At 58.4% G+C, this 25,947-nt stretch carries 31 protein-coding genes and 1 other RNA gene; 16 read left to right on the top strand and 16 right to left on the bottom strand.

The annotated features are described in order from the left end of the window. Positions 1 to 3: 3 nt before the first annotated feature. The 4 genes from rsmH to rsmI all read right to left on the bottom strand — a co-directional run bounded on the left by rsmH (position 4) and on the right by rsmI (position 3,220). Complete coding sequence (gene rsmH / locus AB5Y86_RS12385) at positions 4 to 942, bottom strand: 16S rRNA (cytosine(1402)-N(4))-methyltransferase RsmH (RefSeq protein ID WP_005336168.1); 939 nt, start codon at positions 940 to 942, stop codon at positions 4 to 6. Continuing rightward, positions 943 to 1,401 carry a division/cell wall cluster transcriptional repressor MraZ gene (gene mraZ / locus AB5Y86_RS12390; protein ID WP_013723406.1) on the bottom strand — a complete coding sequence of 153 codons (459 nt, stop codon included), beginning with the start codon at positions 1,399 to 1,401 and terminating at the stop codon, positions 943 to 945. It abuts the gene before it with no gap. 442 nt (positions 1,402 to 1,843) lie between these two features. Then, positions 1,844 to 2,230: RNase P RNA component class A (gene rnpB, locus AB5Y86_RS12395), an RNA gene on the bottom strand. Between the two features lie 156 nt (positions 2,231 to 2,386). Further along, a complete protein-coding gene (gene rsmI, locus AB5Y86_RS12400) occupies positions 2,387 to 3,220 on the bottom strand; it encodes a 16S rRNA (cytidine(1402)-2'-O)-methyltransferase (protein ID WP_005356638.1) in 834 nt (277 codons plus the stop codon). A gap of 199 nt (positions 3,221 to 3,419) precedes the next feature. Between rsmI and AB5Y86_RS12405 the strand changes: the two genes are divergently transcribed. From AB5Y86_RS12405 to dolP, 4 genes are read left to right on the top strand one after another with little or no spacing between them, the layout of a single operon-like run. After that, positions 3,420 to 5,207, top strand: a complete 1,788-nt coding sequence (locus AB5Y86_RS12405) for a penicillin-binding protein activator (RefSeq protein WP_368192968.1) — start codon at positions 3,420 to 3,422, stop codon at positions 5,205 to 5,207. After that, positions 5,128 to 5,520, top strand: coding sequence for a YraN family protein (locus AB5Y86_RS12410; RefSeq protein ID WP_085941981.1), 393 nt, complete (start codon positions 5,128 to 5,130; stop codon positions 5,518 to 5,520). The genes AB5Y86_RS12405 and AB5Y86_RS12410 overlap by 80 nt, the downstream gene beginning before the upstream one ends. 9 nt (positions 5,521 to 5,529) lie before the next feature. Next, positions 5,530 to 6,120 (top strand): SIS domain-containing protein, encoded by a 591-nt coding sequence (locus AB5Y86_RS12415; RefSeq protein ID WP_005336275.1) that lies wholly within the window; start codon positions 5,530 to 5,532, stop codon positions 6,118 to 6,120. Positions 6,121 to 6,124: 4 nt separating this feature from the next. Further along, the gene (dolP, locus tag AB5Y86_RS12420; RefSeq protein WP_005336277.1) at positions 6,125 to 6,703 is read left to right on the top strand and encodes a division/outer membrane stress-associated lipid-binding lipoprotein; all 579 of its coding nucleotides are present in this window, start codon (positions 6,125 to 6,127) and stop codon (positions 6,701 to 6,703) included. 43 nt (positions 6,704 to 6,746) lie between these two features. On the opposite strand, the gene AB5Y86_RS12425 is transcribed toward dolP, so the two are convergent. From AB5Y86_RS12425 to zapE, 8 genes are all read right to left on the bottom strand, one after another. Continuing rightward, positions 6,747 to 7,172 (bottom strand): ClpXP protease specificity-enhancing factor, encoded by a 426-nt coding sequence (locus AB5Y86_RS12425; RefSeq protein ID WP_005336278.1) that lies wholly within the window; start codon positions 7,170 to 7,172, stop codon positions 6,747 to 6,749. Continuing rightward, positions 7,169 to 7,798, bottom strand: coding sequence for a stringent starvation protein SspA (gene sspA, locus AB5Y86_RS12430; RefSeq protein WP_005336279.1), 630 nt, complete (start codon positions 7,796 to 7,798; stop codon positions 7,169 to 7,171). The genes AB5Y86_RS12425 and sspA overlap by 4 nt, the downstream gene beginning before the upstream one ends. A gap of 87 nt (positions 7,799 to 7,885) precedes the next feature. Further along, a complete protein-coding gene (locus AB5Y86_RS12435; RefSeq protein ID WP_110303993.1) occupies positions 7,886 to 8,620 on the bottom strand; it encodes a cytochrome c1 in 735 nt (244 codons plus the stop codon). Then, a complete protein-coding gene (locus AB5Y86_RS12440; RefSeq protein ID WP_124928336.1) occupies positions 8,617 to 9,834 on the bottom strand; it encodes a cytochrome bc complex cytochrome b subunit in 1,218 nt (405 codons plus the stop codon). The genes AB5Y86_RS12435 and AB5Y86_RS12440 overlap by 4 nt, the downstream gene beginning before the upstream one ends. A 2-nt stretch (positions 9,835 to 9,836) precedes the next feature. Then, positions 9,837 to 10,427 carry a ubiquinol-cytochrome c reductase iron-sulfur subunit gene (gene petA, locus AB5Y86_RS12445; protein ID WP_040068840.1) on the bottom strand — a complete coding sequence of 197 codons (591 nt, stop codon included), beginning with the start codon at positions 10,425 to 10,427 and terminating at the stop codon, positions 9,837 to 9,839. 295 nt (positions 10,428 to 10,722) lie between these two features. Continuing rightward, complete coding sequence (gene rpsI / locus AB5Y86_RS12450) at positions 10,723 to 11,115, bottom strand: 30S ribosomal protein S9 (protein WP_005336286.1); 393 nt, start codon at positions 11,113 to 11,115, stop codon at positions 10,723 to 10,725. Positions 11,116 to 11,130: 15 nt separating this feature from the next. Beyond that, positions 11,131 to 11,559: a 50S ribosomal protein L13 gene (rplM, locus tag AB5Y86_RS12455; RefSeq protein WP_005336289.1), complete on the bottom strand. Its 429-nt coding sequence runs from the start codon at positions 11,557 to 11,559 to the stop codon at positions 11,131 to 11,133. Between the two features lie 266 nt (positions 11,560 to 11,825). Further along, positions 11,826 to 12,920 carry a cell division protein ZapE gene (gene zapE, locus AB5Y86_RS12460; RefSeq protein WP_115544965.1) on the bottom strand — a complete coding sequence of 365 codons (1,095 nt, stop codon included), beginning with the start codon at positions 12,918 to 12,920 and terminating at the stop codon, positions 11,826 to 11,828. 140 nt (positions 12,921 to 13,060) lie between these two features. On the opposite strand from zapE, the gene AB5Y86_RS12465 reads away from it, so the two are divergent. The 12 genes from AB5Y86_RS12465 (at position 13,061) to AB5Y86_RS12520 (ending at position 23,982) form a co-directional block, all read left to right on the top strand. Continuing rightward, positions 13,061 to 13,441 (top strand): YhcB family protein, encoded by a 381-nt coding sequence (locus AB5Y86_RS12465; protein ID WP_005356646.1) that lies wholly within the window; start codon positions 13,061 to 13,063, stop codon positions 13,439 to 13,441. Positions 13,442 to 13,522: 81 nt separating this feature from the next. After that, positions 13,523 to 14,884: a Do family serine endopeptidase gene (locus AB5Y86_RS12470; protein WP_005336295.1), complete on the top strand. Its 1,362-nt coding sequence runs from the start codon at positions 13,523 to 13,525 to the stop codon at positions 14,882 to 14,884. A gap of 109 nt (positions 14,885 to 14,993) precedes the next feature. Continuing rightward, on the top strand, positions 14,994 to 16,118 hold the full coding sequence (gene degS, locus AB5Y86_RS12475; RefSeq protein WP_005336297.1) for an outer membrane-stress sensor serine endopeptidase DegS: 1,125 nt from the start codon (positions 14,994 to 14,996) through the stop codon (positions 16,116 to 16,118). Between the two features lie 314 nt (positions 16,119 to 16,432). Next, entirely contained in the window at positions 16,433 to 16,792 is a 360-nt protein-coding gene (locus AB5Y86_RS12480) for a transcriptional regulator (protein WP_005355140.1), read from the top strand. A gap of 17 nt (positions 16,793 to 16,809) precedes the next feature. Beyond that, positions 16,810 to 17,175, top strand: coding sequence for an SFCGS family glycine-rich protein (locus AB5Y86_RS12485; RefSeq protein WP_005355141.1), 366 nt, complete (start codon positions 16,810 to 16,812; stop codon positions 17,173 to 17,175). Continuing rightward, positions 17,175 to 17,471 (top strand): DUF4312 family protein, encoded by a 297-nt coding sequence (locus AB5Y86_RS12490; RefSeq protein WP_368192969.1) that lies wholly within the window; start codon positions 17,175 to 17,177, stop codon positions 17,469 to 17,471. Before AB5Y86_RS12485 ends, AB5Y86_RS12490 begins: the two co-directional genes overlap by 1 nt. A gap of 39 nt (positions 17,472 to 17,510) precedes the next feature. Then, entirely contained in the window at positions 17,511 to 18,287 is a 777-nt protein-coding gene (locus AB5Y86_RS12495) for a DUF4311 domain-containing protein (RefSeq protein ID WP_005355143.1), read from the top strand. 11 nt (positions 18,288 to 18,298) lie between these two features. After that, complete coding sequence (locus tag AB5Y86_RS12500; RefSeq protein WP_368192970.1) at positions 18,299 to 18,949, top strand: DUF4310 family protein; 651 nt, start codon at positions 18,299 to 18,301, stop codon at positions 18,947 to 18,949. A 42-nt stretch (positions 18,950 to 18,991) separates the two neighbouring features. Then, positions 18,992 to 20,131 carry an amidohydrolase/deacetylase family metallohydrolase gene (locus AB5Y86_RS12505; RefSeq protein ID WP_368192972.1) on the top strand — a complete coding sequence of 380 codons (1,140 nt, stop codon included), beginning with the start codon at positions 18,992 to 18,994 and terminating at the stop codon, positions 20,129 to 20,131. Then, complete coding sequence (locus AB5Y86_RS12510; RefSeq protein WP_368192973.1) at positions 20,115 to 21,230, top strand: DgaE family pyridoxal phosphate-dependent ammonia lyase; 1,116 nt, start codon at positions 20,115 to 20,117, stop codon at positions 21,228 to 21,230. Before AB5Y86_RS12505 ends, AB5Y86_RS12510 begins: the two co-directional genes overlap by 17 nt. Next, positions 21,230 to 21,970, top strand: a complete 741-nt coding sequence (locus tag AB5Y86_RS12515) for a KDGP aldolase family protein (RefSeq protein WP_368192974.1) — start codon at positions 21,230 to 21,232, stop codon at positions 21,968 to 21,970. The genes AB5Y86_RS12510 and AB5Y86_RS12515 overlap by 1 nt, the downstream gene beginning before the upstream one ends. Before the next feature lie 107 nt (positions 21,971 to 22,077). Continuing rightward, the gene (locus AB5Y86_RS12520) at positions 22,078 to 23,982 is read left to right on the top strand and encodes a transcription antiterminator (protein WP_199415646.1); all 1,905 of its coding nucleotides are present in this window, start codon (positions 22,078 to 22,080) and stop codon (positions 23,980 to 23,982) included. Positions 23,983 to 23,999: 17 nt separating this feature from the next. Here AB5Y86_RS12520 and npr read toward each other — a convergent pair whose 3' ends face one another. From npr to hpf, 4 genes are read right to left on the bottom strand one after another with little or no spacing between them, the layout of a single operon-like run. Further along, positions 24,000 to 24,272 carry a PTS phosphocarrier protein NPr gene (npr, locus tag AB5Y86_RS12525; protein ID WP_005336318.1) on the bottom strand — a complete coding sequence of 91 codons (273 nt, stop codon included), beginning with the start codon at positions 24,270 to 24,272 and terminating at the stop codon, positions 24,000 to 24,002. A 20-nt stretch (positions 24,273 to 24,292) separates the two neighbouring features. Then, positions 24,293 to 25,159 (bottom strand): RNase adapter RapZ, encoded by an 867-nt coding sequence (rapZ, locus tag AB5Y86_RS12530; protein ID WP_064339242.1) that lies wholly within the window; start codon positions 25,157 to 25,159, stop codon positions 24,293 to 24,295. Between the two features lie 45 nt (positions 25,160 to 25,204). After that, complete coding sequence (gene ptsN, locus AB5Y86_RS12535; protein WP_005336322.1) at positions 25,205 to 25,651, bottom strand: PTS IIA-like nitrogen regulatory protein PtsN; 447 nt, start codon at positions 25,649 to 25,651, stop codon at positions 25,205 to 25,207. 2 nt (positions 25,652 to 25,653) lie between these two features. Then, positions 25,654 to 25,941, bottom strand: a complete 288-nt coding sequence (gene hpf, locus AB5Y86_RS12540) for a ribosome hibernation promoting factor (protein ID WP_005336323.1) — start codon at positions 25,939 to 25,941, stop codon at positions 25,654 to 25,656. Between the last annotated feature and the right edge of the window lie 6 nt (positions 25,942 to 25,947).

The raw sequence follows: 25,947 nt of genomic DNA on the forward strand, positions 1-25,947 counted from the left end.
CGCTTACTCCGCCAGCCGTTCGGCAACCCGCAGCACCGAGCTGCGTGACCGGCTGTTTTCAGATACTTCATGATCAGAAGGCTTGAGTGCCTTGCCGACCGACTTCAATTTGCGACCGCCTGCCAGCTGGGCCTCGGTCAAGGGAATGCCGTAAGGCACTTCCGGTCCCTTCTCGTGCTTGCGGATGAAATGCTTCACCAAGCGGTCTTCCAGCGAATGGAAGCTGATAACCGACAGACGGCCATGTGGTGCCAGCACTTCCAGTGCACCGTTGAGCGCGGTTTCGATCTCGTCCAGCTCGCTGTTGATATAGATGCGAATGGCCTGGAAACTGCGGGTTGCCGCATGCTTGCCCTTCTCCTTGCTCGGATTGACCCGGGCAATCATCTCCGCCAGTTGGCGGGTACGCACATAAGGCTCGGTCACCCGGTCGTGCACGATGGCGCGGGCGATCTTCTTGGCAAAACGCTCCTCACCGAAGGTCTTCAGCACCCAGGCGATGTCATCCACATCGGCCTTGGCCAGCCACTCGGCAGCGCTCTGGCCGGAGGTGGGGTCCATCCGCATATCGAGAGGACCATCTTTCATAAAGCTGAAGCCGCGCTCGGCATCATCCAGCTGGGGTGAAGAGACCCCCAGATCCAGCAGGAAGCCATCCACCTTGCCCAGCAAACCGCGCTCATCCAGATAGGAGGCGATGCCGGAGAAAGGGCCGTGCACGATTTCGAAACGGGGATCCTGGATCTTGGCTGCTTCGGCGATCGCCTGGGGATCGCGGTCGATGGCGATCAGGCGGCCATTGGGGCCAAGGTGCTGCAGGATCAGACGAGAATGACCACCACGGCCAAAAGTACCGTCGACGTAGACACCGTCAGGCTTGATGGCCAGACCTTCAACGGCTTCGTGCAGCAGCACAGTGATGTGTTCAGCGGCTTGGGTCATTTATAAAGAGAAATCCTGTAGTCGTGGTGAGCTTGCCCAATCGTCCCCGGGCAGACCCAAGATGTCGTCATTGACCTGTTGTTGCCAGCGAGCTTCATCCCACAACTCAAACTTGTTGAGCTGGCCCACCAGCATGATTTTCTTGTCCAGCCCCGCATGGTTGCGCAGTGGCTGACTGAGCAGCAGACGGCCATTGCCATCCAGCTCGCATTCAGTTGCATGTCCCAGCAGCAGGCGCTGCAAACGGCGCTCTTGCGGATTCATGCTGGAGAGAGTCTTGAGCTTGCGCTCGACCTCTTCCCATTCATTCAGGGGATAAAGCAGCAGACAGGGATGGGCAATATCGATGGTGCAGACCAGCTGGCCGTCGCTTTCGTCGCGCAGCCAATCACGGAATTTGGTCGGAATTGCCAGCCGCCCTTTACTGTCCAGGCTGATGGCATGAGCGCCACGCAACAAATTGCAGTCCCTGAAGGTGAGTGAGCAGGCAGATTGCCCCTCTAAAAACCACTTTGATCCACTTTTCCCCACCTTGAAGTTTAAGGACGTGCAGGGGGCTTTTCAAGCAAGGAGATGGGACAGAGGGAACATATTGACGCAGCAATTGCATGCTGCGGATTGAGTAGGTTGATTTTCCACAAGTTATTTGGCGTTAAACTCTGGTGATTAATTGAAATAAGTGAATGAACTGAGAACACACACAATATGCGGGTGCGAACAACCATCCTGGGTTCTATCACCATCTATCGCTACCATCGTGCCAAATACGAAACTATTCGATTGATTTAAAACATATAATTTCATTCAAAATGACAAGGCTGAAAATATCCTGTCACCGAAACCATATTTTCTCATGCATAAAAAAGAGCCCCGCGATAAATCACGGGGCTCTTCGGAATGAGGTCGGAGTCGGCCTGTAAGCCGGGTTCTGTACCGGGTTGCCCCGGGTAGCAATCATTCCTCTAGGCCAGCAATCGCTCGCTGGCTCAAGCAACCTACCCGCCCCCAACGCGGGCCGCGCCAATAGGGGCCTATTTGGTCTTGCTTCGGGTGGAGTTTACCGTGCCACGAACTGTTACCAGTCGCGCGGTGCGCTCTTACCGCACCCTTTCACCCTTACCTGATCCCTTGCGGGCCATCGGCGGTCTGCTCTCTGTTGCACTGGTCGTAGGCTCGCGCCCCCCAGGCGTTACCTGGCACCCTGCCCTGTGAAGCCCGGACTTTCCTCCCCTCCGCCCGTCTGTCCCGAGGGACACAACGACGAAGCAGCGATTGCCCAGCCAACTCCGAGGCGCGGATTATAGCCTTGCGATACGCACGGGGTAAACCGGCAATTCCCGTTTACAGCCATTTATCGCGCTTTGGCCCCCGTTTACAGGCTGAATGCTTGTCAGTACGGGGGATTGCGCAGGTCAGAAAACAGCCTTACAGCCTATTAACCGGCTCAATAGTGCTCGAGACCATATTTGTAGAGGGCATTCTTCTTCACGCCGTGGATCTCGGCGGTCAGGGCGGCCGCTTTTTTCAGTGGCAGTTCGGTCACCAGCAGTCCCAGAGTACGGATCGCCTCGGCTGGCAGATCCTCTTCATCTTTGGAGGCGCCAGCCACGACCAGCACGATCTCGCCGCGGCAGCGGTTGTCATCTTCACCAAGCCAGGCCAGCATTTCGGAAGCTGGCAAACCGTGGATCGACTCAAAAGTCTTGGTCAGCTCGCGGCACACCACCACCTGACGCTCACCGAGAATGCGAGCAATCGCTTCCACTGTATCCTGCACACGGCGCGGGGATTCGTAGAACACCAGCGAGCGGGTGTCTTCAATAACGGCTTGCAGGCGATCGTCACGTCCCTTGCTCTTGGCGGGCAGGAAGCCCTCAAAGGCAAATCGATCGGTGGGCAGACCGGCCGCGCTTAACGCCGTGATGGCGGCACAGGGGCCGGGCAGCGGCACCACCTTGACCCCGGCTTCACGACAGCGGGTGACCAAGTGATAACCGGGGTCGCTGATGAGCGGGGTGCCGGCATCGGAGACCAGCGCGACACTCTTGCCCTCTTTGATCCGGCCGATCAGTACATCGGCTTTCTGCTGCTCGTTGTGATCGTGCAGGGCGAAGGTCGGCACCGAGATTTGGTAGTGGCTGAGCAGGATACCGGTATGACGGGTATCTTCGGCGGCCACCAGATCGACACTGCGTAAAATGTCCAATGCACGCTGGGTGATGTCCGCCAGATTGCCGATCGGAGTGGGGACTATATACAGGGTTGGGATGTCACTCATGGGATCTCCGAGTGCCCCGACAATTGTGTCGCCATATTGGCCCGTTTACACTATGGGGAACTTCAACACTGGTCGGGGAATGAACTTGAACCGGGTTACAAAGCAGCTAAGTGTATCACGACTCTTCGGCATCATACTCGCGGCAGTACTGCTCGCCGCCTGTGCGTCGGAGCCCAATCAACCGTCAGGGCAGTCAGGCATGCCCTCTGCGTTCTCCAATCTGACCAAGAATGCCCAGTGGTATCTTGAGCAGGTGGACCCGGCCAAGCCGGCCGAGGCCTTTACCTGGCAGATGCTGGCGGCACGCAGCTATCTGGCGCTGGGCCAGGCCAAACCGGCCTCGGCACTGTTCCAGCAATTGCAGAAGCAGGCCAAGGATCCCGTTCAGAAGGCACAGTTGCAACTGCTGCAAGCCCATCTGTTGCTGGCGCAAGGCCACGCCAATCAGGCGCTGATCCTGCTAGAAGGCAAACCCGAGGTGGTGCTTGATGCCGATACCCAGAAGGATTGGTATCGCCAGCGCGTAGTGCTGCAGCTCGACATCAACAACAAGTTTGGCGCAGCCAAGTCGTTGATTGCACTGGAGCCCTACCTCAATCAGAGCGAGCAGGCGACCAACCATCAGCAAATCTGGTCGTTGCTCAAAAGCATGACCCCCTCCACCCTGCAAGCGCTGGAAGAGGCTCCGGCCCCTGATGTGACCACCGGCTGGTTGCGACTGGCGGCACTGGTCAACGAGTTTGGCGCCCAGCCGAACCTGCTGGCCCGCCAACTGGCAGGCTGGAAGCGCGACTTCCCCAACCATCCAGCCCAGAAGGATATGCCGGCAGGATTGGGCGATCTGGCGGCCACTGCCAGCACCTCGGTGCAACAGATCGCTGTGCTGCTGCCCCTCTCCGGCAATCTGGAGCCGCAGGGCGCCGCCATCCGTAACGGTATGCTGATGTCTTATAAGGAAAATCAGGGGCAATTCACCCTGAACTTCTACGACACCCAGAGCAAGTCAACCGGCGACCTTTATAAGCAGGCGATTCAGGAAGGGGCTGACATGATCATCGGCCCGCTGCTGAAAGACCGGGTCGAGGAGCTGCTCAAGGCCAATCCGACCGTGCCGGTACTGGCACTCAACGAGCTGGACAAGCCGGTCGTCAACGACACCACCTACTACTTCTCCCTCTCTGCCGCCGCAGATGCCGCGCAGGCAGCCCAGTACCTTTACACCCAAGGCTACCGTAAACCGCTGCTGATCGCCGCCCAGGGGCGGATCGGTTACAGCAGTATCAAGGCGTTCGAGCAGAGCTGGGCTACCCTGAGCCAGGATAAGCCGGTCGTTGCCACCTTCGGTGCCCGCAACGAAGTGCAGGGGATGGTCAAGAATGCCCTGAGCGGCCGCTCTACCGCCCGAGCTGGTGAAGTGGTGCAACTCTCTGATGCCGCACCGCGCAGCATCGATGCCGTATATGTGGTGGCCAACAGCCTGGAAACCCGGATGATCAAGCCCTACGTGGATGTCTCGGTCAATCCGATGGGCAGCCTGCCCATCTACACCAGCTCCCGTGGCTACGACAGCGCCGCCACCGAGGTCGCCTCCGAGCTCAACGGCATGCATATCGCCGATATGCCGCTGCTGCTGGGCGGCTACGAGAAACAGCGCGAGCAGATCGCCCTGCTCTGGCCGCAGACCCAGGGTGACCTGTTGCGCCTGTTTGCCATGGGCTACGATGCCGTCAGTCTGGCAGAGAACCTGCAGCAGATGCGCAATGTGGGTGGCATGCAGCAGGCCGGCATGAGCGGTCAGCTGAGCGTGGATGCCCAGGGTAATATCGTGCGGATGCTGAGCTGGGGTACTTACCAGAACGGCAAACTGGTCGACGAGAACGCCGTTCAGCAGCTGGAGGAGCCCTCCAATGAAGGAACTATGGAAACGGATGCGCCAGCAGTTGCCGAGCCTGTTCCCCTCACCAACGAGCAAGGGACAGCACTTTGAACAAGTCGCTGAACGCTGGTTGCAGGCTCGGGGCCTGCAACCGGTAGCTCGCAACTACCGCTGTCGTGGCGGTGAAATAGATCTCATCATGCACCAGGGCCAGACCCTGGTGTTTGTTGAGGTGCGCTACCGGGCCACCGGCAGCCATGGCGGGGCCGCCAGCTCGGTCACCCGCAGCAAACAGCACAAGATCATGCTGGCAGCGCGCCACTATTTGAAGCAACATGCCATCAACGAGGCCAATCAGGCCTGCCGATTCGATGTGATTGCGTTCGAGGGCGACCAGCCAGCCTGGATCCAGAACGCATTTTAAGAGGACCCTATGACTGACCGCATCAAAGAGAACTACACCGAAAGCATCCAGACCAAGATCGCCGCCGCCGAAGCGCTGCCGGATGCCATCCATACTGCAGCCCAGATGATCACCATCTGCCTGCTCAATGGCCACAAGGTGCTGGCATGCGGTAACGGTCCTTCTGCCGCACTCGCGCAACTGTTCATCTCCGAGCTGGTCAACTGCTACGAGACCCAGCGCCCCTCCCTGCCCGGCATGGCCCTGACCCCGGACATGGCGACCATCAGCGCCATCGCCACCGATCACGGTTTTGAAGAGGTCTACGCCAAGCAGATCCGCGCGCTGGGCCAGCCTGGCGACATTCTGGTGGTCATCACCACCTCCGGCCACAGCCGCAGCCTGATCAAGGCCGCCGAGGCTGCCCTCTCCCGCGATATGACCATAGTGGTGCTGAGCGGGGGTGACGGGGGGGAAATGGCAGGTCTGCTCGGTCCGAATGATGTGGAGATCCGGGTTCCCTCCGCCCGTCGCCCTCGCATTCTGGAAGTGAACCTGTTGACCCTGCACTGCCTGTGTGATCTCATCGACCAGACACTTTTCCCGCAACAGGAAGATTGAAACCATGAAAAAGCATACTATCCTGCTCGGTCTGCTGGTTAGCACCCTGCTGCTGCAAGGCTGCGCAGCCTTGGTTGTTGGCGGCGCCGCAGGGACTGCCAAGGCCTCTGGCGATCGCCGAACCCTGGGCGCGCAGTGGGATGACCAGACCATCGAGCTGAAAGCGGCCAATCTGCTGGCCGACAACAAACCGCTCAGCGCAGCCAGCAAGATCAGCGTCTACAGCAACAATGGCCGCGTCCTGCTAGTCGGCCAGACACCTTCTGACGTTTACAAGATTGAGGCGGGCAAAATTGTCAGTCGCATCGAAGGGGTCCGCCACGTCTACAACGAATTGCGCATCGGCCAACCTGCCAGTTTCACCACTCGCAGCAATGACTCCTGGATCACCTCCAAGGTGAAAGCCGACATGTTCGGCACCAAGAACTTCGACAGCACCAAGGTCAAGGTGGTCACCGAGAACGGCGAGGTGTTCCTGATTGGTCTGGTGACTCGCCAAGAGGGAGAGCAGGCAGTCAACATCGCCCGCCATGTCACCGGCGTGAAGCGCGTGATCAAGGCCTTCGAATTCGCCCAGAACTAAGCCCGACCGCACATAAAAAAACGCAGCCAATCGGCTGCGTTTTTTATTTGATCACCTTCAGGGTCGGACGACCGCTTGGACGCGGCGGTTCCGGCTCAGGCTCCACCGGCGCTTCGGCCTGTTCCAGCCATATGTCGTAACCCGGCTCGGGCGGGAACATGGTGCCCACGCCGTTCTCCCGGGCATGGATAGCCAGTACGGCTGCCATCGGTATGTAAACCTGCTGGGAGACCCCGCCAAAGCGGGCACTGAAGCTGATAGCCTCGTTATCCATGTGAAATTGCATCACGGCTCGGGGCGCGATATTCAGAACAATTTGCCCGTCCTGAGCAAACTGCATCGGCACCATCACATGGGGAATGTTGACGTTGACCACCAGATGAGGGGTCAGATCGTTGTCCAGCAACCAGTCAAAGAACGCCCGTAACAAGTACGGGCGACTCGGCGTCATTGTCGGTTCCATGCTCATACGCCAGCACGGATCTCGCGTTCGGCTTCGGTCAGGGAAGCCTGGAAGGACTCACGCTCGAACAGACGAACCATATAGGCCTTCAGCTCTTTGGCGCCACGTCCGGTCAGGTCGATGCCAAGGCTCGGCAGACGCCACAGCAGCGGTGCCATGTAGCAATCCACCAGACCGAACTCTTCGCTCATGAAATAGGGCATTTCACCGAAGATCGGCGCGATGGCCAGCAGGTTGTCACGCAGTTCGTTGCGTGCTGCTTCAGCATCGGTACCGGCCATGATCTTGTCGGCCAGGGAGTACCAGTCCAGCTCGATGCGGTGCATCATCAGGCGGCTGTTACCACGGGCAACCGGGTAAACAGGCATCAGGGGCGGATGCGGGAAGCGCTCGTCCAGATACTCCATAATGATGCGCGAGGTGTAGAGTGCCAGCTCACGATCAACCAGGGTCGGTACAGAGTTGTACGGGTTCAGCTCGGCCAGCTCATCCGGCAGATTGGCTGGATCAACCTGGCAGATATCCACGCTAACACCCTTCTCCGCCAGGACAATACGCACCTGATGGCTGAACATATCGTTGGCACCGGAAAACAGCGTCATTACCGAACGCTTATTGGCAGCTACAGCCATTGAACCCTCCCGTCATTAAAAAGCAGAAACGGCAATGAAGCATCTTGGTCTTCATTGCCGTGCATTATATTACCCGTATCTGGTCGCTTAGTGAACGTCGCGCCAGAATTCCTTCTTCAACAGCACAGTGAAGATGAAGAAGATCACGATGAAACCAAGCACCCAGAAGCCCATGCGTTCACGCTCCTGTTGTACCGGTTCAGCCGAGTAGACCAAGAAGTTTACCAGATCCAGTACCGTCTGATCATACTCTTCGTCATCCATTTCACCATTACCGTCAGATTTGATGCTGACAACCTGTTGGGTTTCCACTCCGTCGACCGTGTGAGTAGCGAACTCGGCACGGGGGGTTCCCTGCAACGGCTCCAGCACATGGGGCATGCCCACGGACGGGAACACGGCGTTATTCACCCCGAACGGACGGGTCTCATCCACGTAGAAGGAGCGCAGATAGGTGTAGATCCAGTCTGCACCGCGCACCCGGGCAACCAGTGTCAGATCGGGGGGCGGCGCACCAAACCACTTGGCGGCATCCTTCTCGGACATGGCGCTCTTCATCAGATCACCCACTTTGGCGCCGGTGAAGATGAGGTTCTCCTTCATCAGCTCCTCTGGGATCTCCAGATCGGCAGCAACCCGGTTGTAGCGTTGATACTGGGTAGAGTGGCAGCCTGCACAATAGTTCATGAAGGTGGCAGCCCCACGTTGCAGGGATGCCTTGTCGCTCAGATCATAATTGGCTTTGTCCAGATGCACGGCCCCAGCATTGGCAAACACCAGTGATGGCAGCAGGGTCAGCACTGCAAATATTATTTTTTTCATTTAAATGTAACCCTCTCCGGCAGCGGCTTGGTGCGTTCGTTTTTGCTGTAGAAGAACAACAGCACGAAGAAACCGAAATAACCCAAGGTACAAATCTGGGCAACCAGCGTCAGAGTCGGCGTCGACGGCAGCACCCCGAGGATCCCCAGAATCACAAAGCACACCACAAACTGGGCAATGTTCAGCTTGTGCAGCTTGCTGCGATAGCGAACAGAACGCACCTTGCAGCGATCCAGCCAAGGCAGCAGGAACAACACCACAATAGAGAGGCCCATCATGATGACGCCAAGCAGCTTGTCAGGTACCGCACGCAGAATCGCGTAGAAGGGGGTGAAGTACCACACAGGCGCGATGTGAGCAGGAGTCTTCAGGCCGTTGGCCACTTCAAAGTTCGGCTTCTCGAGGAAGTAACCCCACATATCCGGCTTGAAGAAAATGATGGCGCAGAAGAAGAACAGGAAGCCCGCCACACCGATCATGTCCTTGACGGTGAAGTAAGGGTGGAATGCCACCGCATCCAGCGGCCAGCCGTTCTCGTCCTTGTGCTTCTTGATGTCGATACCATCCGGGTTGTTGGAGCCCACTTCGTGCAGCGCCAGAATGTGCATGGCAACCAGCATCACCAGCACCAGCGGCAACGCGATGACGTGCAGCGCGAAGAAGCGGTTAAGGGTCGCACCGGAGATCACGTAGTCACCACGGATCCACAGGGTCAGATCGTCACCGATGACCGGAATGGCGCCAAACAGCGAGATGATGACCTGAGCCCCCCAGAATGACATCTGGCCCCAGGGCAGCAAGTAGCCCATAAAGGCCTCTGCCATCAGCACCAGGAAGATCAGCATGCCGAAGATCCACAACAGTTCACGAGGCTTCTGATAAGAGCCATAGATCATGCCGCGGAACATGTGCATGTAGACCACGATGAAGAATGCAGACGCACCGGTTGAGTGCATGTAACGCAGCAGCCAGCCGTACTCCACATCGCGCATGATGTACTCCACGGAGGCAAACGCACCTTCCGCAGAGGGGTTGTAGTTCATGGTCAGCCAGATACCGGTGATGATCTGGTTGACCAGCACCAGCATGGCCAGCGAGCCGAAGAAGTACCAGAAGTTCAGGTTCTTCGGTGCCGGATACTTGGCCATGTGGTCGTTGTACATGGCCGTGAGCGGGAATCGATAATCGATCCAGCCCATCAGTTTACTCAACATGGTCAGGCCTCCTTGCCATCGGCACCGACCAGGATGGTGGTGTCATTAATGAATTGATAGGGCGGAATGACCAGGTTCAGCGGTGCAGGCACCCCCTGGAACACACGGCCGGCCATGTCGAACTTGGAGCCATGGCACGGGCAGAAGAAGCCGGACGTAACGCCCTGCACCTGCTCGCCAAAGCTGTCAGGCAGATAGGAAGGTGAACACCCCAAGTGGGTGCAAATACCGACCGCGACAAAAATTTCGGGCTTGATCGATCGGTACCCGTTATGGGCATAGTCAGGCTGCTGCGGCTCTTCAGATGAGGGATCCCGCAGCTTGTCATCATGCGCGGCCAAGGCATCCAGCGTCTGTTTGGTGCGTTTCACCACCCAGACAGGCTTGCCTCGCCACTCGACACGGATGAGCTGACCCGGTTCCAACTTGCTGATATCGACTTCAACCGGCGCACCGGCTGCTTTGGCCTTGGCGCTCGGATTCCATGACTTTATAAACGGCACTGCGGTAAACGCAGCTCCTACCCCACCAACGGCAACCGTTGACCAGGTAAGAAATCTGCGGCGACCGGTATCAACTGGCGCATTGCTCATCCAAAAACTCTCCCATGTGGACTCCGCACATTCTTATAGTGTCCCTGTTCCCCATTTTTCCCGTGACAACAGCGGCGGAAGCTGGATTTACAATTGCCACAGAAAACAGGGGAAATTTTAAAGAAAAGATAACAACTTGACAAGAAAGAGCGGTGAGCAATGAAAACAATAAAGAAACAATTTTTTGTCTTTTGTGACGCGTGGTTAGCATTGATGTCGGTAATATTACCAATAAAAAAAGCCTGGCAGTTGCCAGGCTTTTTTGACACTCGAAAGAGTGAGTACCAAAAGCGAATTAACGCTTGGAGTACTGCGGACGCTTACGAGCTTTGTGCAGACCAACTTTCTTACGCTCAACCTTACGGGCATCACGAGTAACAAAGCCAGCTTTACGCAGTTCGGAACGCAGGGTTTCGTCGTACTGCATCAGAGCACGAGTGATACCGTGGCGGATCGCACCAGCTTGACCGGAGATGCCACCACCGTTAACGGTGATGTACAGGTCCAGTTTCTCGGTCATCTCAACCAGTTCCAGCGGCTGACGAACTACCATGCGGGCAGTCGGACGGCCGAAGTACTGCTCCAGGGAGCGCTGGTTGATTACGATCTTGCCGCTACCCGCTTTGATAAATACGCGAGCAGTGGAGCTTTTGCGACGGCCGGTACCGTAGTATTGATTTTCTGCCATGTTGCCAGTTCCCGATTAGATATCCAGTACTTGAGGTTGCTGAGCAGCATGAGCATGCTCGGCGCCTGCGTAAACTTTCAGTTTACGGAACATGGCGCGGCCCAGAGGACCTTTCGGCAGCATGCCTTTGACGGCTGCTTCGATTACCATTTCCGGTTTACGCTGAATCAGCTTGTCGAAGCTGATTGACTTGATACCACCCGGGAAACCGGAGTGAGCGTGGTACATTTTGTCGGTAAATTTCTTACCGGTTACGTGTACCTTCTCAGCGTTTACAACGATGATGTAATCACCGGTGTCAACGTGCGGAGTGTACTCAGCTTTGTGCTTACCACGCAGACGAGCAGCGATCTCGGTTGCGATACGACCCAGAGTTTTACCTTCTGCGTCCACAATGTACCAGTCACGTTTTACGGTTTCTGGCTTGGCAACGAAAGTTTTCATTAAGTTAAACCCAATTACCTGTTACAGACCCAATTGCTTATGGGGGCTCTCCCACAAACAACAAACGATGGCCTACCTGTACCCCTTCGAATACAAGTAAAGCTTAAAGTGTTGCTGTCTTATCGACAGCTGTAACGTGGGCCGGGCGATTATAAGTGAAGTTGCCTTAAATATCACCTGCTAATTTCACTGCCATGAAACCAGCAAATGTCGCCCGGCCCTACCTGCCGCAGATGCCCATCCGACTGGCAGGCGCGGTATTGTGACTAAGGAAGGTGCACTCTGGCAAGGTATTCGTGCGATTGCATTTCCTGAAGCCGCGAAAGACAGCGTTTGAATTCGAAATTCAGCAGCCCTTCACCGTAGAGTTCTGTCATGGGAACCGCCGCCGACATGATGAGTTTGACGTGCCGTTCGTAAAACTCATCGACCATGGCAATGAAGCGGCGAGCCGCGTCATCCGTGCCTGTGCCCATTGGCTGAACATTGGCCAGCAGAACGGTATGGAACAATCTGGCCAGCTCGATATAGTCGTTCTGGGAGCGGGGAGTACAACAAAGTTGCTCAAATTCCATATAGAGCACCCCTTCCCCCATCCCGAGCGACCTCAGCTGACGATGATTGACCTCGAACGCCCCCTCGCAAGCCGTGTGTCCGCCGGTTAATTGCTGAAAATAGTGGTCAAGATTGGCTTTTGCCTGCAAATCCAGCGGGCAGTGATAAATCTCGGCTTGTTCCAGCGTACGCAGGCGATAGTCGATACCGCCATCCACGTTAAGTACCTCGCAATGACGCTCGATAAGCTCGATAGCAGGCAGAAAACGGGCTCGCTGCAGCCCGTTGCGATAAAGATCCTGCGGCGGAATATTTGAAGTGGCGACCAGCACGACACCGTGACCAAACAGCTCCTGAAACAGCGTTCCCAGCAACATGGCATCGGTGATGTCGGAGACAAAAAATTCGTCGAAACAGATGATGTCTGTCTCGCTGGCAAGCTTGCTGGCCACCAGCTTGAGGGGATCGGACTGCCCGCTCAACCCCTGCAGTTCATCGTGAATGCGGTGCATGAAGCGGTGGAAATGGCTGCGCATCTTGCGCGTCCCCGGCAGGCTGTCGAAAAAAGTATCCATCAGCCAGGTCTTGCCTCGGCCCACTCCGCCCCACATATAGATACCGAGGACGGGCTCCGGCGGCTTGGGCTTTTGCAGCCAACCCAGCAGCCCTCGAGATCTGGTCGGAGTCGGGCGCCGTAGCAAATCCTGATACAGTCGCTCCAGCCTGCTAATGGCCATCCCCTGCGCGGGGTCGGCCACAAAGCCGGGGCGCAGCAGATCCTGCTGGTATTTTTGCTGCGGTGTCATCCTTGAGCGCCTCTCCAAGTCCCTGAATCGAGGACAAAATGGTATCACGGCCTCAGGACGCACGGTATAGTGCCATCAAGGCATGGCGGTTATGACGACCGCATAAACCCACTCTGTTTTAGCTGTAACAAGGAGCATCTATGAGTCTGTTAACTGGGATCCTGCTGGCTGTCGCGGCCTTGATTATCGGTATCGTTCTCGGCCGTTTTTCGGTGCGTAGCCGCGATGCTGGCCGTCTGGAACAGGAACTGAAGAAGGCCCACAAGGAGCTCGAGAGTTATCAGGGCCAGATCAACACCCACTTCGCCGACAGTGCCGCCCTGATGGAGCAACTGGCCGAGCAGTATCAGACCCTCTATCGCCACATGGCCGAGCAGAGCAAATTCCTGGCCAAGGCGCAGGAACCGCTGTTCCGCGAATCACTGGTAGAAGAGGCCCCTGCCAATGTGGCAGAAGAGCCGGGTGTTCCGCCTCGCGACTATGCTGGCGCCTCTTCCGGACTGCTCAAGCAACCAAACTAGTTCCTCGCGGAACTAATTGGCCAGTCCCGTGGTCTGACCTTGACGATTGCAATGCAACTTTTTCTGGGAGCTGTTTTTCATATGCGTAAACCTCTTTCCATGCTCAGTGTGCTAGCCCTCAGTGTCGGTATCGCCATGTCTGCGGCCCCTGCTCAGGCTGCACTGCCTTCCCTGTTAGGTTCAAATCAGGAGATGCCAAGCCTGGCGCCTGTTCTCGAACAGGTCACACCGGCGGTGGTCAATATCTCGGTTTCTGGCAAAAAAATTACCCGTCAGCGTCTGCCGGAACAGTTCAAGTTCTTCTTCGGCCCCAACATGCCCGATGAACAGGTGAGCGAGCAGCCGTTCCAGGCGCTCGGCTCCGGTGTCATCGTCGATGCCAAGAAGGGTTACGTGATCACCAACGCCCACGTGGTGCACGAGGCGGACGAGATCAAGGTCAATCTGAAGGATGGTCGTGAGTACGCAGCCAAGAAGATCGGTGAAGACAAGCAGTCCGACATCGCCCTGCTGCAAATCAAGGCCGAGGATCTGGTGCAGATCAAGTTTGCCGACTCCGACGAGCTGCGGGTGGGTGACTATGCGCTGGCCATCGGCAACCCGTTTGGTCTGGGCCAGACCGTCACCTCCGGTATTGTCAGTGCGCTGGGTCGCAGCGGCCTCAACATCGAGAATCTGGAGAACTTCATCCAGACCGATGCGGCCATCAACTCCGGTAACTCCGGCGGCGCCCTGCTCAACCTGCGTGGCGAGCTGATCGGTATCAACACCGCGATTCTGGGCCCGAACGGCGGCAACATTGGCATCGGCTTTGCCATCCCCTCCAACATGGTGCGGGATCTGACCGAGCAGATCGTCAAGTACGGTGAAGTGCGTCGCGGCCAGCTGGGTATTACCGGCACCGAGCTCACCTCCGACATCGCCAAAACCTTCGGTTACAACAAGAAGGATGGCGCCTTCGTCAATCAGGTCATGCCGGATTCGGCGGCCGACAAGGCGGGCATCAAGGCCGGCGATATCATCGTCAGCATCGATGGCAAACCGGTTCGCTCCTTCGGCGAGCTGCGTGCCAAGATCGCTACCATGGGCGCTGGCAAGCAGGTCGAGCTTGGACTGATCCGCGATGGCAAGTCACAAACTGCCAAAGTAACCCTGAAGCAGGCCGATGACAGCGAAGTACGCGCCAGCGCGCTGCATCCGGCACTGGAAGGGGCCAAGCTGAGCACCACTACCGACCCGGTCTCCGGTGTTGCGGTGGCCGACATTGATCCTCGCTCTCCGGCAGCCGCTTCCGGCCTGCAGAAGGGTGACATCATCATCGGAGTCAACCGCCTGCGCATCAACACCCTGGGCGAGCTGACCAAGGCGCTCAAGAACAAACCTGACGTGCTGGCGCTCAACATCCAGCGTGGCGACTCCTCGCTCTATCTGGTGATCCGCTAACACCCGGGTTGTTCGCCACTCCCTCCATCACCCGCGGCCTTCACCGCGGGTGATTTTTATCCATCGATAGTGTTATTCTCTGCGCGCAGCCTGTACGGATGAGAATGACATGAAAATCCCCCCTTTAGTCAGTTACTTGGGCAAGTCTGTCGGTTTTGGATTGACCGTCGCGGCGCTGCTGTTGCTGCTGTTTCCCCATTTTCGCGGTGGTGCCCAACTGCCCGGCATCATCACCAATGCCCGTGAACTGAGTTTCTCCTATGCCGCCCATCGGGCAGGCCCTGCCGTCGTCAACATCTATACCCGCAGCTTTGCCCCCAATCAGGGCAATCAGGGGGAACTGCGCCCGCAAGGGCTGGGTTCCGGCGTCATCATGAATCAGCGCGGCTATGTGCTGACCAACTACCATGTCATCGCCGATGCCGACCAGATCATCGTAGCGTTGCAGGATGGTCGCGTCTTCAGTGCCGAGCTGGTCGGAACCGATCAGCTCACCGACCTCGCCGTGCTCTATATCGAGTCAGACAACCTGCCGGTGATCCCGCAGGATCCGGAACGACTGCCAGAAGTGGGGGATGTGGTGCTCGCCATCGGCAACCCCTACAACGTCGGCCAGACCATCACCCAGGGCATCATCAGTGCGACCGGCCGTACCGGCCTCTCCAGCATGGGACCCGACAGCAATGGCCGCCAGGATCTGCTGCAGACCGATGCCGCCATCAACGAGGGCAACTCGGGTGGCGCGCTGGTAAACGGCCGTGGCGATCTGGTGGGTATCAACACCGCCACCTATCACCTCAACGGCAATCAGGAGAGCTACGGCATCAGCTTCGCCATCCCCTACCGGCTGGCAAAACGGATCATGGATGAGCTGATCGCCAACGGACGGGTGATCCGCGGCTACCTCGGGATCTCCAGTGTCGAGATCAACCCCATAGTCGCGCGGATGATGAACCTCGGCGACCTTCGTGGTCTGGTGGTGGAAAGTCTGGATCCCAACGGACCGGCAGCCAAAGGCGGCCTGCAGCGAGGGGATGTGCTGCTCAAGATCAACGGAGAGGCCATCAGTGGCGTACGCAGCGCCATGGACAAGATTGTCGAGAGCCGCCCCGGCACCAAGCTGACCATCTCGGTATTCCGCTCCGGCAAGCCGCTGGAAGTGGTGGTCACTATAGAGGAAGACCTGCGCTATCAGCAGAGAACGGCCAGCTCGAGCGCCGCATCGGCCAGCTAGTGTCACTCCTTGTTATGAGAAGGGCGGGAAACCGCCCTTTTCCATATCTGTCCCCTCGGCTACGTCTCTTATCGTGAGATGACTCACAGTTTCCCGCAACGTTTGCCCTGCCCCCGCCCCCCGATTAGTGCGCTACCGATCACACAAAACCAGCTTCAATAAGCACTCTTTTTGCCTTTTCAGTATCCAAACGCTCACTTTGGGGCCATTTCCTCAGGAATTTCCGCTTCGAATCGGAAAAACACTGCCTCCTCCACATCGACGCGCAGGCTTAGGGTAACGCCATACCTTCTGCCAGCCTTGGAGAGCAGACATTGCAAACAGAGACTCACGACCAGACCCTGACCCCGAACAGCCCGGAGTTGCTGCGCCAGACCGATCATATCCTCGCGCGCATTTATCCCCTGCTGGCCGAACAGGGCATCATCCCCAACGAGGTGCAACGGCAGATGCTGGCCTCCCATGTCAAAGCCATGGTGTGGCGCTCCCACAGCGGTGAGCCCCTGCCAGAAGTTGACCTCAGCCTGTTTGAAGAGATCTCCCCCCTCTCACTGCGTCTCGCCGAACAGGTCGTCAGCTGGCTGGATCAGCTTGCTTATGAGGAGGCACACCTCTTGTCCGTCCATTTTGAAGTCGCCAAAGAAAACGAACTCAGCTCGGTGCAGAACCCGTAACTCAAGGAGAAATCGATATGACAGCCATCAAACTCGTGATTGGAGACCGTCTCGGCAAGGGTCAGAAAGTGGGCGCAGGCGCGGAAGCTGCCGGGGCCAACGTGACCATCATCCCCGGCATGGCCGCTGACATGAAGCTCGGCGACGTGATGAACAAGGAGCAGGCGGATCTCGGCATCTCCTTCTGCGGCAGCGGCGGTGCCGGGGCGATCACCGCCCAGACCAAATACGGCTACAAGTGCCGCTACGGCATGCGCTCTGTTGAAGAGGGCGTCACCGCCATCAACGAAGGGTGCGTGGTGCTGGGCTTCGGTTTCATGGACAAGGAAGAGCTGGGCCAGAAGCTGGTCGAAGCCTTCGCCAAGAAGCACGGACGCGCCTGATGAAAGAGAACTTCACCACCCAGGTCATCGTCAACGGCAAGGGGACGACCCGCCAGCAGGCGTTTGCCTCCGCCCTCAGCCAGGTGCAACCCACACTGCTCAAGGACAACCAGCAGGTACTGCTGCGTATTGAGCCGGTCGATGTACACGTGCTCAAAGCCGAGGAGTCGGTCCGGGTGGAGAAGTTCCTGTTCTTCTTCCTGCCGCGCCAGCGCCGCGAATACCGCGTCCAGCTGGAGATCAAGGTTCAGGTCACCAGTCTGGATGTCGCCAAGGTGACATTCACCCAGGTGTGATGCCTGCGCAGGCACAACCCCACAAGAAGGATACGTTGGATGTTTCTAATCATTTTTATCAAGTCACTCATCATTGGCGGCCTGGTTGGCGTCGGGGTGGGGGCCGGCGCGGCGCGGATGTTCCACGCCCCGACCGTACAGGGCATGGGTGCCTTCCGCACCCTGGGCGAACTTAACTCCTGCGAAGGGGATCCCGCTTCCCACTTCTCGTTTGGTCTGGGCTTCTTCTTCAACGCCTGGGCCTCGACCGTGGCGGCAGGCGCCTTCACCCAGGATGTGGATCACCGCATCATCCCGCACTGGGCCACGGCGGCACTGCTGTTCAAAAATCGGGATCTCGCCACCACTCTGCACGACCCGAAAAAGATGGCCATCGCTGGCGGCATCATAGGTGCCATCGTGGTTGCCTTCCTCAACAGCACGGCAGCTGCCGTCCCGGCCGCCCTGCAGGTCACTGCGGTCAAGGTGCTGGTACCGGCCGCCAACCTGCTGGTCAACACCGTCATGCCGGTGATCTTCTGGCTGGCCGCCATCGAAGCGGGCAAGAAATCCGGTTTCTGGGCCACAATCTTCGGCGGTCTGGCACAGCTCATCATGGGCAACGCGGTACCGGGCCTGGTGCTCGGCATCCTGATAGGCAAGGGGGTGGAAGAGAGCGGCTGGAACCATGTCACCAAGGTGATGATGGCTGCCATCGTCCTGCTGTTCGTGCTGAGCGGCTTCTTCCGCGGTTTCGATATGAAACTGATTGAATCCTTCCATATGGGTGTCCCCCTGTGGTTGGAAAGTGTCCATAACCTGCTGAGCGGCAAATAAGGGGTCACACCATGGATGAGAAACTGAAAAACAACTTCTGGTACGCCGACTGGTCCTTCCCCATCTTCGTCGGCCTGCTCTCGGCCGGGGTCTTTGCCGGTACCCACACGTTCTATCTGTACGGGGTTGGTGCCTTCAACGAGGTAGCCTTCGTCGCCATGCTGAAAGCCGGCATGGACACGGGAGCCTACGGCGCGGTAGCCGCGTTCGGTGCCAGCTTCCTGTTCGCCCGCATCATCGAGGGATCCCTGGTGGGGATCCTGGATATCGGCGGCGCTATCCAGACCGGGGTCGGACTGGGCGTTCCCGCCCTGCTGTTGGGGGCCGGCATCGTCTATCCGGTGGAGAACTTCGGTGCCTCGCTGGCAACCGGCATGGGGATTGGTCTGGCCATCGGCTACGTCATCATTCTGGCGCGCAAGTTCACCATCAACCAGAGCAACTCCACTTACGGTGCTGACGTGATGATGGGCGCTGGCAACAGCTCTGGCCGCTTCCTCGGCCCCCTCATCATCCTCTCCGCCATGGGCGCCTCCATCCCCATCGGTATCGGTTCCCTGCTGGGTGCGCTGCTGTTCTACGTGTGGGGCAAGCCCATCACCGGCGGTGCCATTCTGGGAGCCATGCTGCTGGGTACCTTCTTCCCGGTCGCCCTTGTGTAAGAACCAGCCGCCCTGCGGGGCGGCTCGCCAGAGGTTATCAGCATGTACGACATGATCATCAGAGCCGGGCGCCAGGGAGATGGCCAGCTCGTCGATATTGCCATCAGGGAGGGCAAAATCGCCGCCATCGGCTCCCTGCCGGAGATGGCAACGGCGCGGCAGATCCTGGATCTCGGCGGCCGGGTGCATGTGAGCGCTGGCTGGATCGACGGCCACACCCACTGCTACCCCGCCTCCCCCATCTATCACGATGAGCCGGACAAGGTGGGCGTAGAGTCCGGCGTCACCACCGTCATCGACGCCGGCAGCACCGGAGCCGACGATGTGGATGACTTCCAGCAGATCGCTGCGGTCTGCAAGACCCGGGTGCATGCCCTGCTCAACATCTCCCGCATCGGTCTGCTGCGCCAGAACGAGCTGGCGGATAGCCGGGACCTCGATATGGATCTCGCCTCGGCAGCCATTCGTCGCCACCCCGACTTTATCGTCGGCATCAAGGCGCGGATGAGCGGTAGCGTGGTAGGTGAGAACGGCCTGCAACCACTGCGCATGGCCAAGGCGCTGCAACAGACCCACGGCCAGCTACCGCTGATGGTGCACGTGGGCAACACGCCGCCGGATCTGGACGAGATAGTTGCCCTGCTGGGGGATGGCGATCTGCTGACCCACTGCTTCAATGGCAAACCGAACCGCATTCTGACCCCGGCTGGCGAGCTGCGTCAGGCGGTGCGCGAGGCAATGAAACGGGGCCTGTTGCTCGACATTGGCCACGGCGGCGCCAGCTTCAGCTTCGAGGTGGCGGAGCTGGCTATCCGGCAGGGGATCCTGCCCCGCACCATCAGCTCCGACATCTACTGCAAGAACCGCATCAAGGGGCCGGTCTACAGTCTGGCTCACGTGATGTCGAAGTTTCTCGCCATCGGCATGACGCTGGAGCAGGTGATTGCCTGCGTCACCCATCAGGCCGCCGATGCCCTGCGCCTGTCCGGCAAGGGGCGGCTCAAGGTAGGCGCCGATGCCGATCTGACCCTGTTCGAGGTCACCAGCGGCCCGACCCTGTTTATGGATAACGAAGCCCAGTCCCGCAGCGGTGACCAACAACTGCAGCCTCTCGCCGCCCTGGTCGGTGGCGAACTGGTTCTGACTCACTATGGGAAATCACACCATGCCTTCTGTTTATGAGAAATATCAGCTCAAACCTGTGATCAACGCCTCCGGGCGCATGACCATTCTCGGCGTCTCCACCCCCGAGCAGGAGGTGGTCGATGCGGTCAATTTTGGCCTGGGTCACTACTTCGAGGTCAAGGATCTGGTCAACAAGACCGGCGCCTATCTGGCTGGTTTACTGGATGTGGAAGATGCGGTGGTGGTCTCCTGTGCCAGCGCCGGCATCGCCCAGTCAGTCGCCGCCATGATAGTGCGCGGCGATCCCTACCGCCTCGAGCAACTGCATGCCCACCCTCATGACGTGCCGAGTGAAATCGTGCTGCCCAAGGGGCACAACGTCAACTTTGGCGCCCCCGTCGGTACCATGGTCAATCTGGGTGGCGGCAAGGTAGTGGAAGCCGGTTACGCCAACGAGTGCTCCCCCGCCCAACTGGCCGCTGCCATCAATGCCAACACCGCTGCGATCCTCTATATCAAGTCCCACCACTGCGTGCAGAAGAGCATTCTGTCGGTGGCCGAGGCCGCCGAGGTCGCCAAGACCCACGGGCTCCCGCTCATCGTCGATGCGGCTGCCGAAGAGGATCTGCGCCTCTACTACAACCAGGGGGCGGACCTGGTCATCTACAGCGGAGCCAAGGCCATTGAAGGGCCCACCAGCGGGCTGGTGCTCGGCAAGCGTCAGTACGTGGAGTGGGTCAAACAGCAGGCCAATGGCATCGGTCGCGCCATGAAGGTGGGCAAGGAGGGTATCCTCGGCCTGACCCACGCCATCGAGCGCTATCTGGCCAAAGAGAAAGAGAGCGGAGCCGCCATGGTCGCCAAGATGAGCCCCTTTATCGAGCGCCTCAACCAGCTGCCCGGCGTCACCGCCAAGGTGGTATGGGACAGCGCAGGACGCGACATTGCCCGCACCGATATCGCTTTTGACCACCAAAAGATCGGCATGACCACAGTGCAGGTCGTCAGCCGTCTGCAACAGGGTACACCTGCCATCTACTGCCGCGGCTACAAGGCCAACGAGGGGCACATCGAGATCGATGTGCGCAGCGTCACCGTGCCCCAGCTCGACCAAATCCACTCCGCCATTGCCAACCTCGTTCAGGAGAATCGCTGATGTCCCTTACCCCCAACTACTACCGTGATCGGGTCTGTCTCAACGTGCTGGCAGGTTCCAAAGATAATGCCGTCGCGGTATACGACGCAGCCGAAGGCCACGTGCTGGTCGGTGTGCTCTCCAAAAACTACCCGGATATTCCCTCCGCAGTTGCCGATATGAAGGAGTACGCCAAGCTTATCGACAACGCCCTCTCCATCGGGCTGGGCGCCGGCGATCCGCGCCAATCCGCCATGGTGGCCGAACTGGCCTGCCAGCTGCAGCCCCAGCACGTCAACCAGGTGTTCACTGGTGTCGGCGCCAGCCGGGCGCTGCTCGGCCAGTCACAAACGTTGGTGAATGGGCTGATCTCCCCTACCGGCAGGCCGGGCATGGTGAAGATCTCCACCGGTCCACTCAGCGCCGGGCAGCCGGATGGCATAGTGCCCATCGATACCGCCATTGCCTTGCTCAAGGACATGGGCGGCAGCTCGGTCAAGTTCTTCCCCATGGGTGGGCTGGCCTGTCGCGACGAGTATCAGGCAGTGGCCGAGGCTTGTGCCCGCCACGGCTTCTGGCTGGAGCCCACCGGCGGCATCGATCTGGAGAACTTCGAGGAGATAGTGCGGATTGCGCTGGATGCCGGGGTCGAAAAGGTTATCCCCCACGTCTACAGCTCCATCATCGACAGCGCGAGCGGGCACACTCGCCCCGAGGATGTTCGCACTCTGCTGGCCATAGTGAAACGACTGTTGGCCTGATGGCAGCCACGGGCACCGGTTTAATCACTGACCGGTGCCTGGCTTGTTGATGACCCACTTGTTAACATCGACCCTTTATCTCGCAACAGGAGTCTTGCATACCCCCTATGATCAAGCTGCCACACCCCAGGCTCCATCAACTGCTGATCCAGCTCCACGCCGAACCACTGCCACAGGAGGAGCTGGCTCGCCGCCTCAATGTCTCCACTCGCACGGTGCGCACCGATGTGGCGACCCTCAACGAACTGATTGCCACGCACGGCGCTCACCTGATCCACCAGCGTGGCAGCGGCTACCAGCTCAAGATCTACAATCAGGGACTGTTCGACGCCCTGCTGGCTGCCCAGGGTCAGGATAGCGGCCTGCCACGCACCAGCCGGGAGCGGGTGCTGCACCTGCAGATCCTGCTATTGACGGCAGAGCAGGGGATCAAGCTCGATGAGCTGGCTGATACCTGGTATCTGAGCCGGGCGGCACTGCAGGGGGATATGGCGGAAGTCCGTGAGCAACTCAGCCACTTCAGGCTCAGCGTCGAGAGCAAACCCCGCCTGGGGATGCGCATTCAGGGGGAGGAGACGGCGATCCGTGCCTGTTTGACCCAACTGCTCTATCAGGAGTTGCTGCACAACAACCAGTTGCAAACCCTGTTGCCCAACCTTTGCCCCAGCAAGACGATGGAGGTAGTGGGCAATCACATCCATGCCCAGCTTGCCCGACATCAGCTGCGTCTCGCTGACGAGAGCTTGCAGCAGCTCGCCATCTACTGCGCCGTTGCCCTGCTGCGTCAGGCATCCGGTCACGAGTTGCGCCACTTCGCCAGCGAGGATCTGACTCTGCCGCTGCTGGCAGTATCTCGCGATATTTATGCGGTATTGCCAACCCTGACGCCCCCCGTAGAGGACGAGATCGCCGGTCTCGCCATCCAGATCCAGGCGCGCCTGATTGCCGATACTCCCCAGCTCAGCCCGGCGATGGCCGCCGAGAGCGAACAGCTGGTGGAGCATCTGCTGACCTACATTCATCAACACTACCCTTACGACCTGCGAGGCGACCAACAGCTGCGGGCCGACCTGCAAACCCATATCAGCGCCATGCTGCTACGGGTCAAATACCAGATTGGCAACCACAACCCACTGGCCGATCACATCAAGCAGTACTACCCCCTCGCCTACGACATCACGCTGGCGGCCATTTCGGAGTGGATCAAGCAGACCCCCTACCGACTGACCCACCACGAGATCGGCTATCTGGTGATCCATATCGGGGTCGGGCTGGAGCGCCATTACGACATAGGCTATACCCGCCGCCCGCAGGCGCTATTGCTTTGCGATGCGGGCAACGCCACCTTCCGGGTGCTGGAAGCACGCATCAAGCGGGAGTATCCCCAGTTGCAGCTGACCACGCTGGAGTCGGTGCGGGATTACGAAGGTCTGGCGCAGATCGCGCAGGACTTTGTCATCAGTACCGTCAAGGTGAACGAAAAAAACGCCCCCGTGGTACTCGTTGCCCCCTTCCCGACCCAATACCAGCTGGAGCAGCTTGGCAAGCTGGTGCTGATCGACCGCACCCGCCCCTACATGCTCGACAAATATTTCGATGCCGACCACTTCATGGTGGTAAAAGAACCCCTTACCCAGGCCGAACTGTTTACCCGTATCTGTGATCAGCTGGAGGCGGAAGACCTGGTGGAGAGCGGCTTCAGAGCCTCACTGCAGGAGCGGGAGCGGATCGTCTCCACCATGTTGGGAGAAGGGATCGCCCTGCCCCACTCCCTCGGTCTGCTGGCGCGCCGCACTCTGGTTTACACCGTGCTGGCACCGCAGGGGATCGACTGGGGCAACGGGGAAATCGCGACGCTCATCTTCGTGCTGGCCATCAGCAAGGCCGACTACGAGGAGGCGATGGGTCTCTACGACCTGTTTCTGGCACTGATGAACGAAAAAGCCAGCAGGAATCTGCTGGCTTGTCGGGATTTTGCCAGCTTCAAAGCGCTGGCGCGTACCGGTTCATAACATATAACGAGGAGTGACTACTCCTCATTGAAGCCGGAGGTGAACAGCTCCACCACGGCGGCCAGGGCCTCCACCTCTTCGGGCCCTTCAACCTGTACTTCCACCTGCCGCCCTTGCGCCGAATCCAGCATCAGCAGGCCGATGATGCTGTCAGCATCGGCCTCCACACCATCTTCATTGCGCAGCAGCACGTGAGCATCGAAACCCTGCACCAGCTCGAACAGCATCATGGCTGGTCTGGCATGAATACCCAGTTTGTTTTTCACTTCAACCGAGGCGGAAACAGTCATCGGGTCGTCCTATTGGTCCGTCAGGATTGGGAGGCACTCTTGTCGAGAGTGCGGTGGCGGATCTGCACGTTCTTGCCAAGCAAACGGAATGCACTGGCCAGCCGTTCTGCAATAAAGACCGAGCGGTGCTGACCGCCGGTGCAACCGATGCCGACCGTGAGGTAGCTGCGATTGTTGCGCTCCAGATGGGGCAACCAGGTCGCCAGCATGTTTTCGATCTGCTGGGTAAACAGCATCACGTCAGCCTGCGCCGAGAGGTAGTTGGCGACCGGCTCATCCTTGCCGGTGAAGGGCTTGAGCTCGGGGATCCAGTGCGGGTTGGGCAGGAAGCGGGCATCGAACACGAAGTCGGCATCCTTGGGAATGCCATATTTGAAACCGAACGACTCGAACACCAGCACCAGCTCGTTCTCTTTCTTGCCGAGTACCCGGGTCTTGATGAGCTCGCTCAGGTCATGAATGCTGAGGGTGGTGGTGTCGATGCGCAGGTCAGCGGTCGAGGAGATGGGCGCCAGCAGGTGGGTCTCCTCCCGAATCGCCTCATCCAGCGACAGCTTGTTGCGTGAGAGGGGGTGCAAACGGCGGCTCTCGCCATAGCGCTTGAGCAGGGTGCCGTTGTCGGCGTCGAAGAAGAAGCTGGAGAACTCAACCCGCCCCTCATTGCGCACCTGAGCCAGCAAATTTTCCAGTTTCTCCGGATCGCTCGGCAGGTTGCGCACATCAATACTGACCGCCAGCTTGTCGTACTGGCTCTCCACCGAGACAATCAGCTGGGGCAACAGATTGACCGGCAGGTTGTCCACACAGTAGTAACCCAGATCTTCCAGCACTCGCAGGGCTACCGTTTTACCGGAGCCCGAACGTCCACTTACCACGATTAACTGCATCTTGTTCCCTCACGCCAAAACGGGTGTCTCATCCTTGGCCTGCTGTCAGGCCGAGGTCATGATCTGATAGAGCTCTTCGTCGCTGGTTGCCTGACGCAACTGGCGGCAAACCGCCTTGTCACCCAGCTTGGAAGCCATCAGAGAAAGGGTCTTGAGATGCTGCTTGCACTCGCTTTCCGGCACCAGCAAGGCAAACAGCAGGTCAACCGGTTGATTGTCGATGGAGTCGAAAGGAATAGGGTCGGCAAAGGTCATCAGGATCGCGGTTGGCGGGAACTCATCGTCAATGCGACCGTGGGGGATCGCAATACCGGCACCGATCCCGGTACTACCCATTTTTTCGCGGGCCAGCAAGCATTCAAACAGCGCCTGACGGGAGGTGCCAAGGCGTTCGGCGGCCAGCTCGCTGATGATTTCGAGGGCGCGTTTCTTGCTGGTACAAGGGACTGCACTCTTGGTGCAGTCCCGACTCAGTATGTGTTCAAGTTGCATGGTTATTTTTTATTTAACTTATCTTTGTGCTTGATGATCTGCCTGTCCAGCTTGTCGAGCAAGGTGTCTATCGCAGCATACATATCGGCATGTTCAGAGTTGGCGAACACTTCGCCACCGCTGACGTGCAATTTGGCTTCCGCTATCTGGTTCAGTTTTTCCACGCTAAGCACCACATGAACATTGTTGATGTGGTCGAAGTGACGCTCGAGTTTGGCAAATTTGTTATTCACATAATCACGCAGAGCTTCGGTGATCTCGACATGGTGTCCGGTCAGGTTAATTTGCATAACATC

The sequence above is a fragment of the Aeromonas sp. s8 genome (genome assembly GCF_040907785.1).
Lineage (GTDB): Bacteria > Pseudomonadota > Gammaproteobacteria > Enterobacterales > Aeromonadaceae > Aeromonas > Aeromonas veronii.

Coding starts and splice junctions, on each gene's coding strand:
- rsmH (WP_005336168.1), bottom strand. CDS start 942: ATGACCCAAGCCGCTGAACACATCACTGTGCTGCTGCACGAAGCCGTT.
- rsmI (WP_005356638.1), bottom strand. CDS start 3,220: ATGAGTGACATCCCAACCCTGTATATAGTCCCCACTCCGATCGGCAAT.
- AB5Y86_RS12405 (WP_368192968.1), top strand. CDS start 3,420: ATGCCCTCTGCGTTCTCCAATCTGACCAAGAATGCCCAGTGGTATCTT.
- AB5Y86_RS12410 (WP_085941981.1), top strand. CDS start 5,128: ATGAAGGAACTATGGAAACGGATGCGCCAGCAGTTGCCGAGCCTGTTC.
- AB5Y86_RS12415 (WP_005336275.1), top strand. CDS start 5,530: ATGACTGACCGCATCAAAGAGAACTACACCGAAAGCATCCAGACCAAG.
- dolP (WP_005336277.1), top strand. CDS start 6,125: ATGAAAAAGCATACTATCCTGCTCGGTCTGCTGGTTAGCACCCTGCTG.
- AB5Y86_RS12425 (WP_005336278.1), bottom strand. CDS start 7,172: ATGAGCATGGAACCGACAATGACGCCGAGTCGCCCGTACTTGTTACGG.
- sspA (WP_005336279.1), bottom strand. CDS start 7,798: ATGGCTGTAGCTGCCAATAAGCGTTCGGTAATGACGCTGTTTTCCGGT.
- AB5Y86_RS12435 (WP_110303993.1), bottom strand. CDS start 8,620: ATGAAAAAAATAATATTTGCAGTGCTGACCCTGCTGCCATCACTGGTG.
- AB5Y86_RS12440 (WP_124928336.1), bottom strand. CDS start 9,834: ATGTTGAGTAAACTGATGGGCTGGATCGATTATCGATTCCCGCTCACG.
- petA (WP_040068840.1), bottom strand. CDS start 10,427: ATGAGCAATGCGCCAGTTGATACCGGTCGCCGCAGATTTCTTACCTGG.
- rpsI (WP_005336286.1), bottom strand. CDS start 11,115: ATGGCAGAAAATCAATACTACGGTACCGGCCGTCGCAAAAGCTCCACT.
- rplM (WP_005336289.1), bottom strand. CDS start 11,559: ATGAAAACTTTCGTTGCCAAGCCAGAAACCGTAAAACGTGACTGGTAC.
- zapE (WP_115544965.1), bottom strand. CDS start 12,920: ATGACACCGCAGCAAAAATACCAGCAGGATCTGCTGCGCCCCGGCTTT.
- AB5Y86_RS12465 (WP_005356646.1), top strand. CDS start 13,061: ATGAGTCTGTTAACTGGGATCCTGCTGGCTGTCGCGGCCTTGATTATC.
- AB5Y86_RS12470 (WP_005336295.1), top strand. CDS start 13,523: ATGCGTAAACCTCTTTCCATGCTCAGTGTGCTAGCCCTCAGTGTCGGT.
- degS (WP_005336297.1), top strand. CDS start 14,994: ATGAAAATCCCCCCTTTAGTCAGTTACTTGGGCAAGTCTGTCGGTTTT.
- AB5Y86_RS12485 (WP_005355141.1), top strand. CDS start 16,810: ATGACAGCCATCAAACTCGTGATTGGAGACCGTCTCGGCAAGGGTCAG.
- AB5Y86_RS12490 (WP_368192969.1), top strand. CDS start 17,175: ATGAAAGAGAACTTCACCACCCAGGTCATCGTCAACGGCAAGGGGACG.
- AB5Y86_RS12495 (WP_005355143.1), top strand. CDS start 17,511: ATGTTTCTAATCATTTTTATCAAGTCACTCATCATTGGCGGCCTGGTT.
- AB5Y86_RS12500 (WP_368192970.1), top strand. CDS start 18,299: ATGGATGAGAAACTGAAAAACAACTTCTGGTACGCCGACTGGTCCTTC.
- AB5Y86_RS12505 (WP_368192972.1), top strand. CDS start 18,992: ATGTACGACATGATCATCAGAGCCGGGCGCCAGGGAGATGGCCAGCTC.
- AB5Y86_RS12510 (WP_368192973.1), top strand. CDS start 20,115: ATGCCTTCTGTTTATGAGAAATATCAGCTCAAACCTGTGATCAACGCC.
- AB5Y86_RS12515 (WP_368192974.1), top strand. CDS start 21,230: ATGTCCCTTACCCCCAACTACTACCGTGATCGGGTCTGTCTCAACGTG.
- AB5Y86_RS12520 (WP_199415646.1), top strand. CDS start 22,078: ATGATCAAGCTGCCACACCCCAGGCTCCATCAACTGCTGATCCAGCTC.
- npr (WP_005336318.1), bottom strand. CDS start 24,272: ATGACTGTTTCCGCCTCGGTTGAAGTGAAAAACAAACTGGGTATTCAT.
- rapZ (WP_064339242.1), bottom strand. CDS start 25,159: ATGCAGTTAATCGTGGTAAGTGGACGTTCGGGCTCCGGTAAAACGGTA.
- ptsN (WP_005336322.1), bottom strand. CDS start 25,651: ATGCAACTTGAACACATACTGAGTCGGGACTGCACCAAGAGTGCAGTC.
- hpf (WP_005336323.1), bottom strand. CDS start 25,941: ATGCAAATTAACCTGACCGGACACCATGTCGAGATCACCGAAGCTCTG.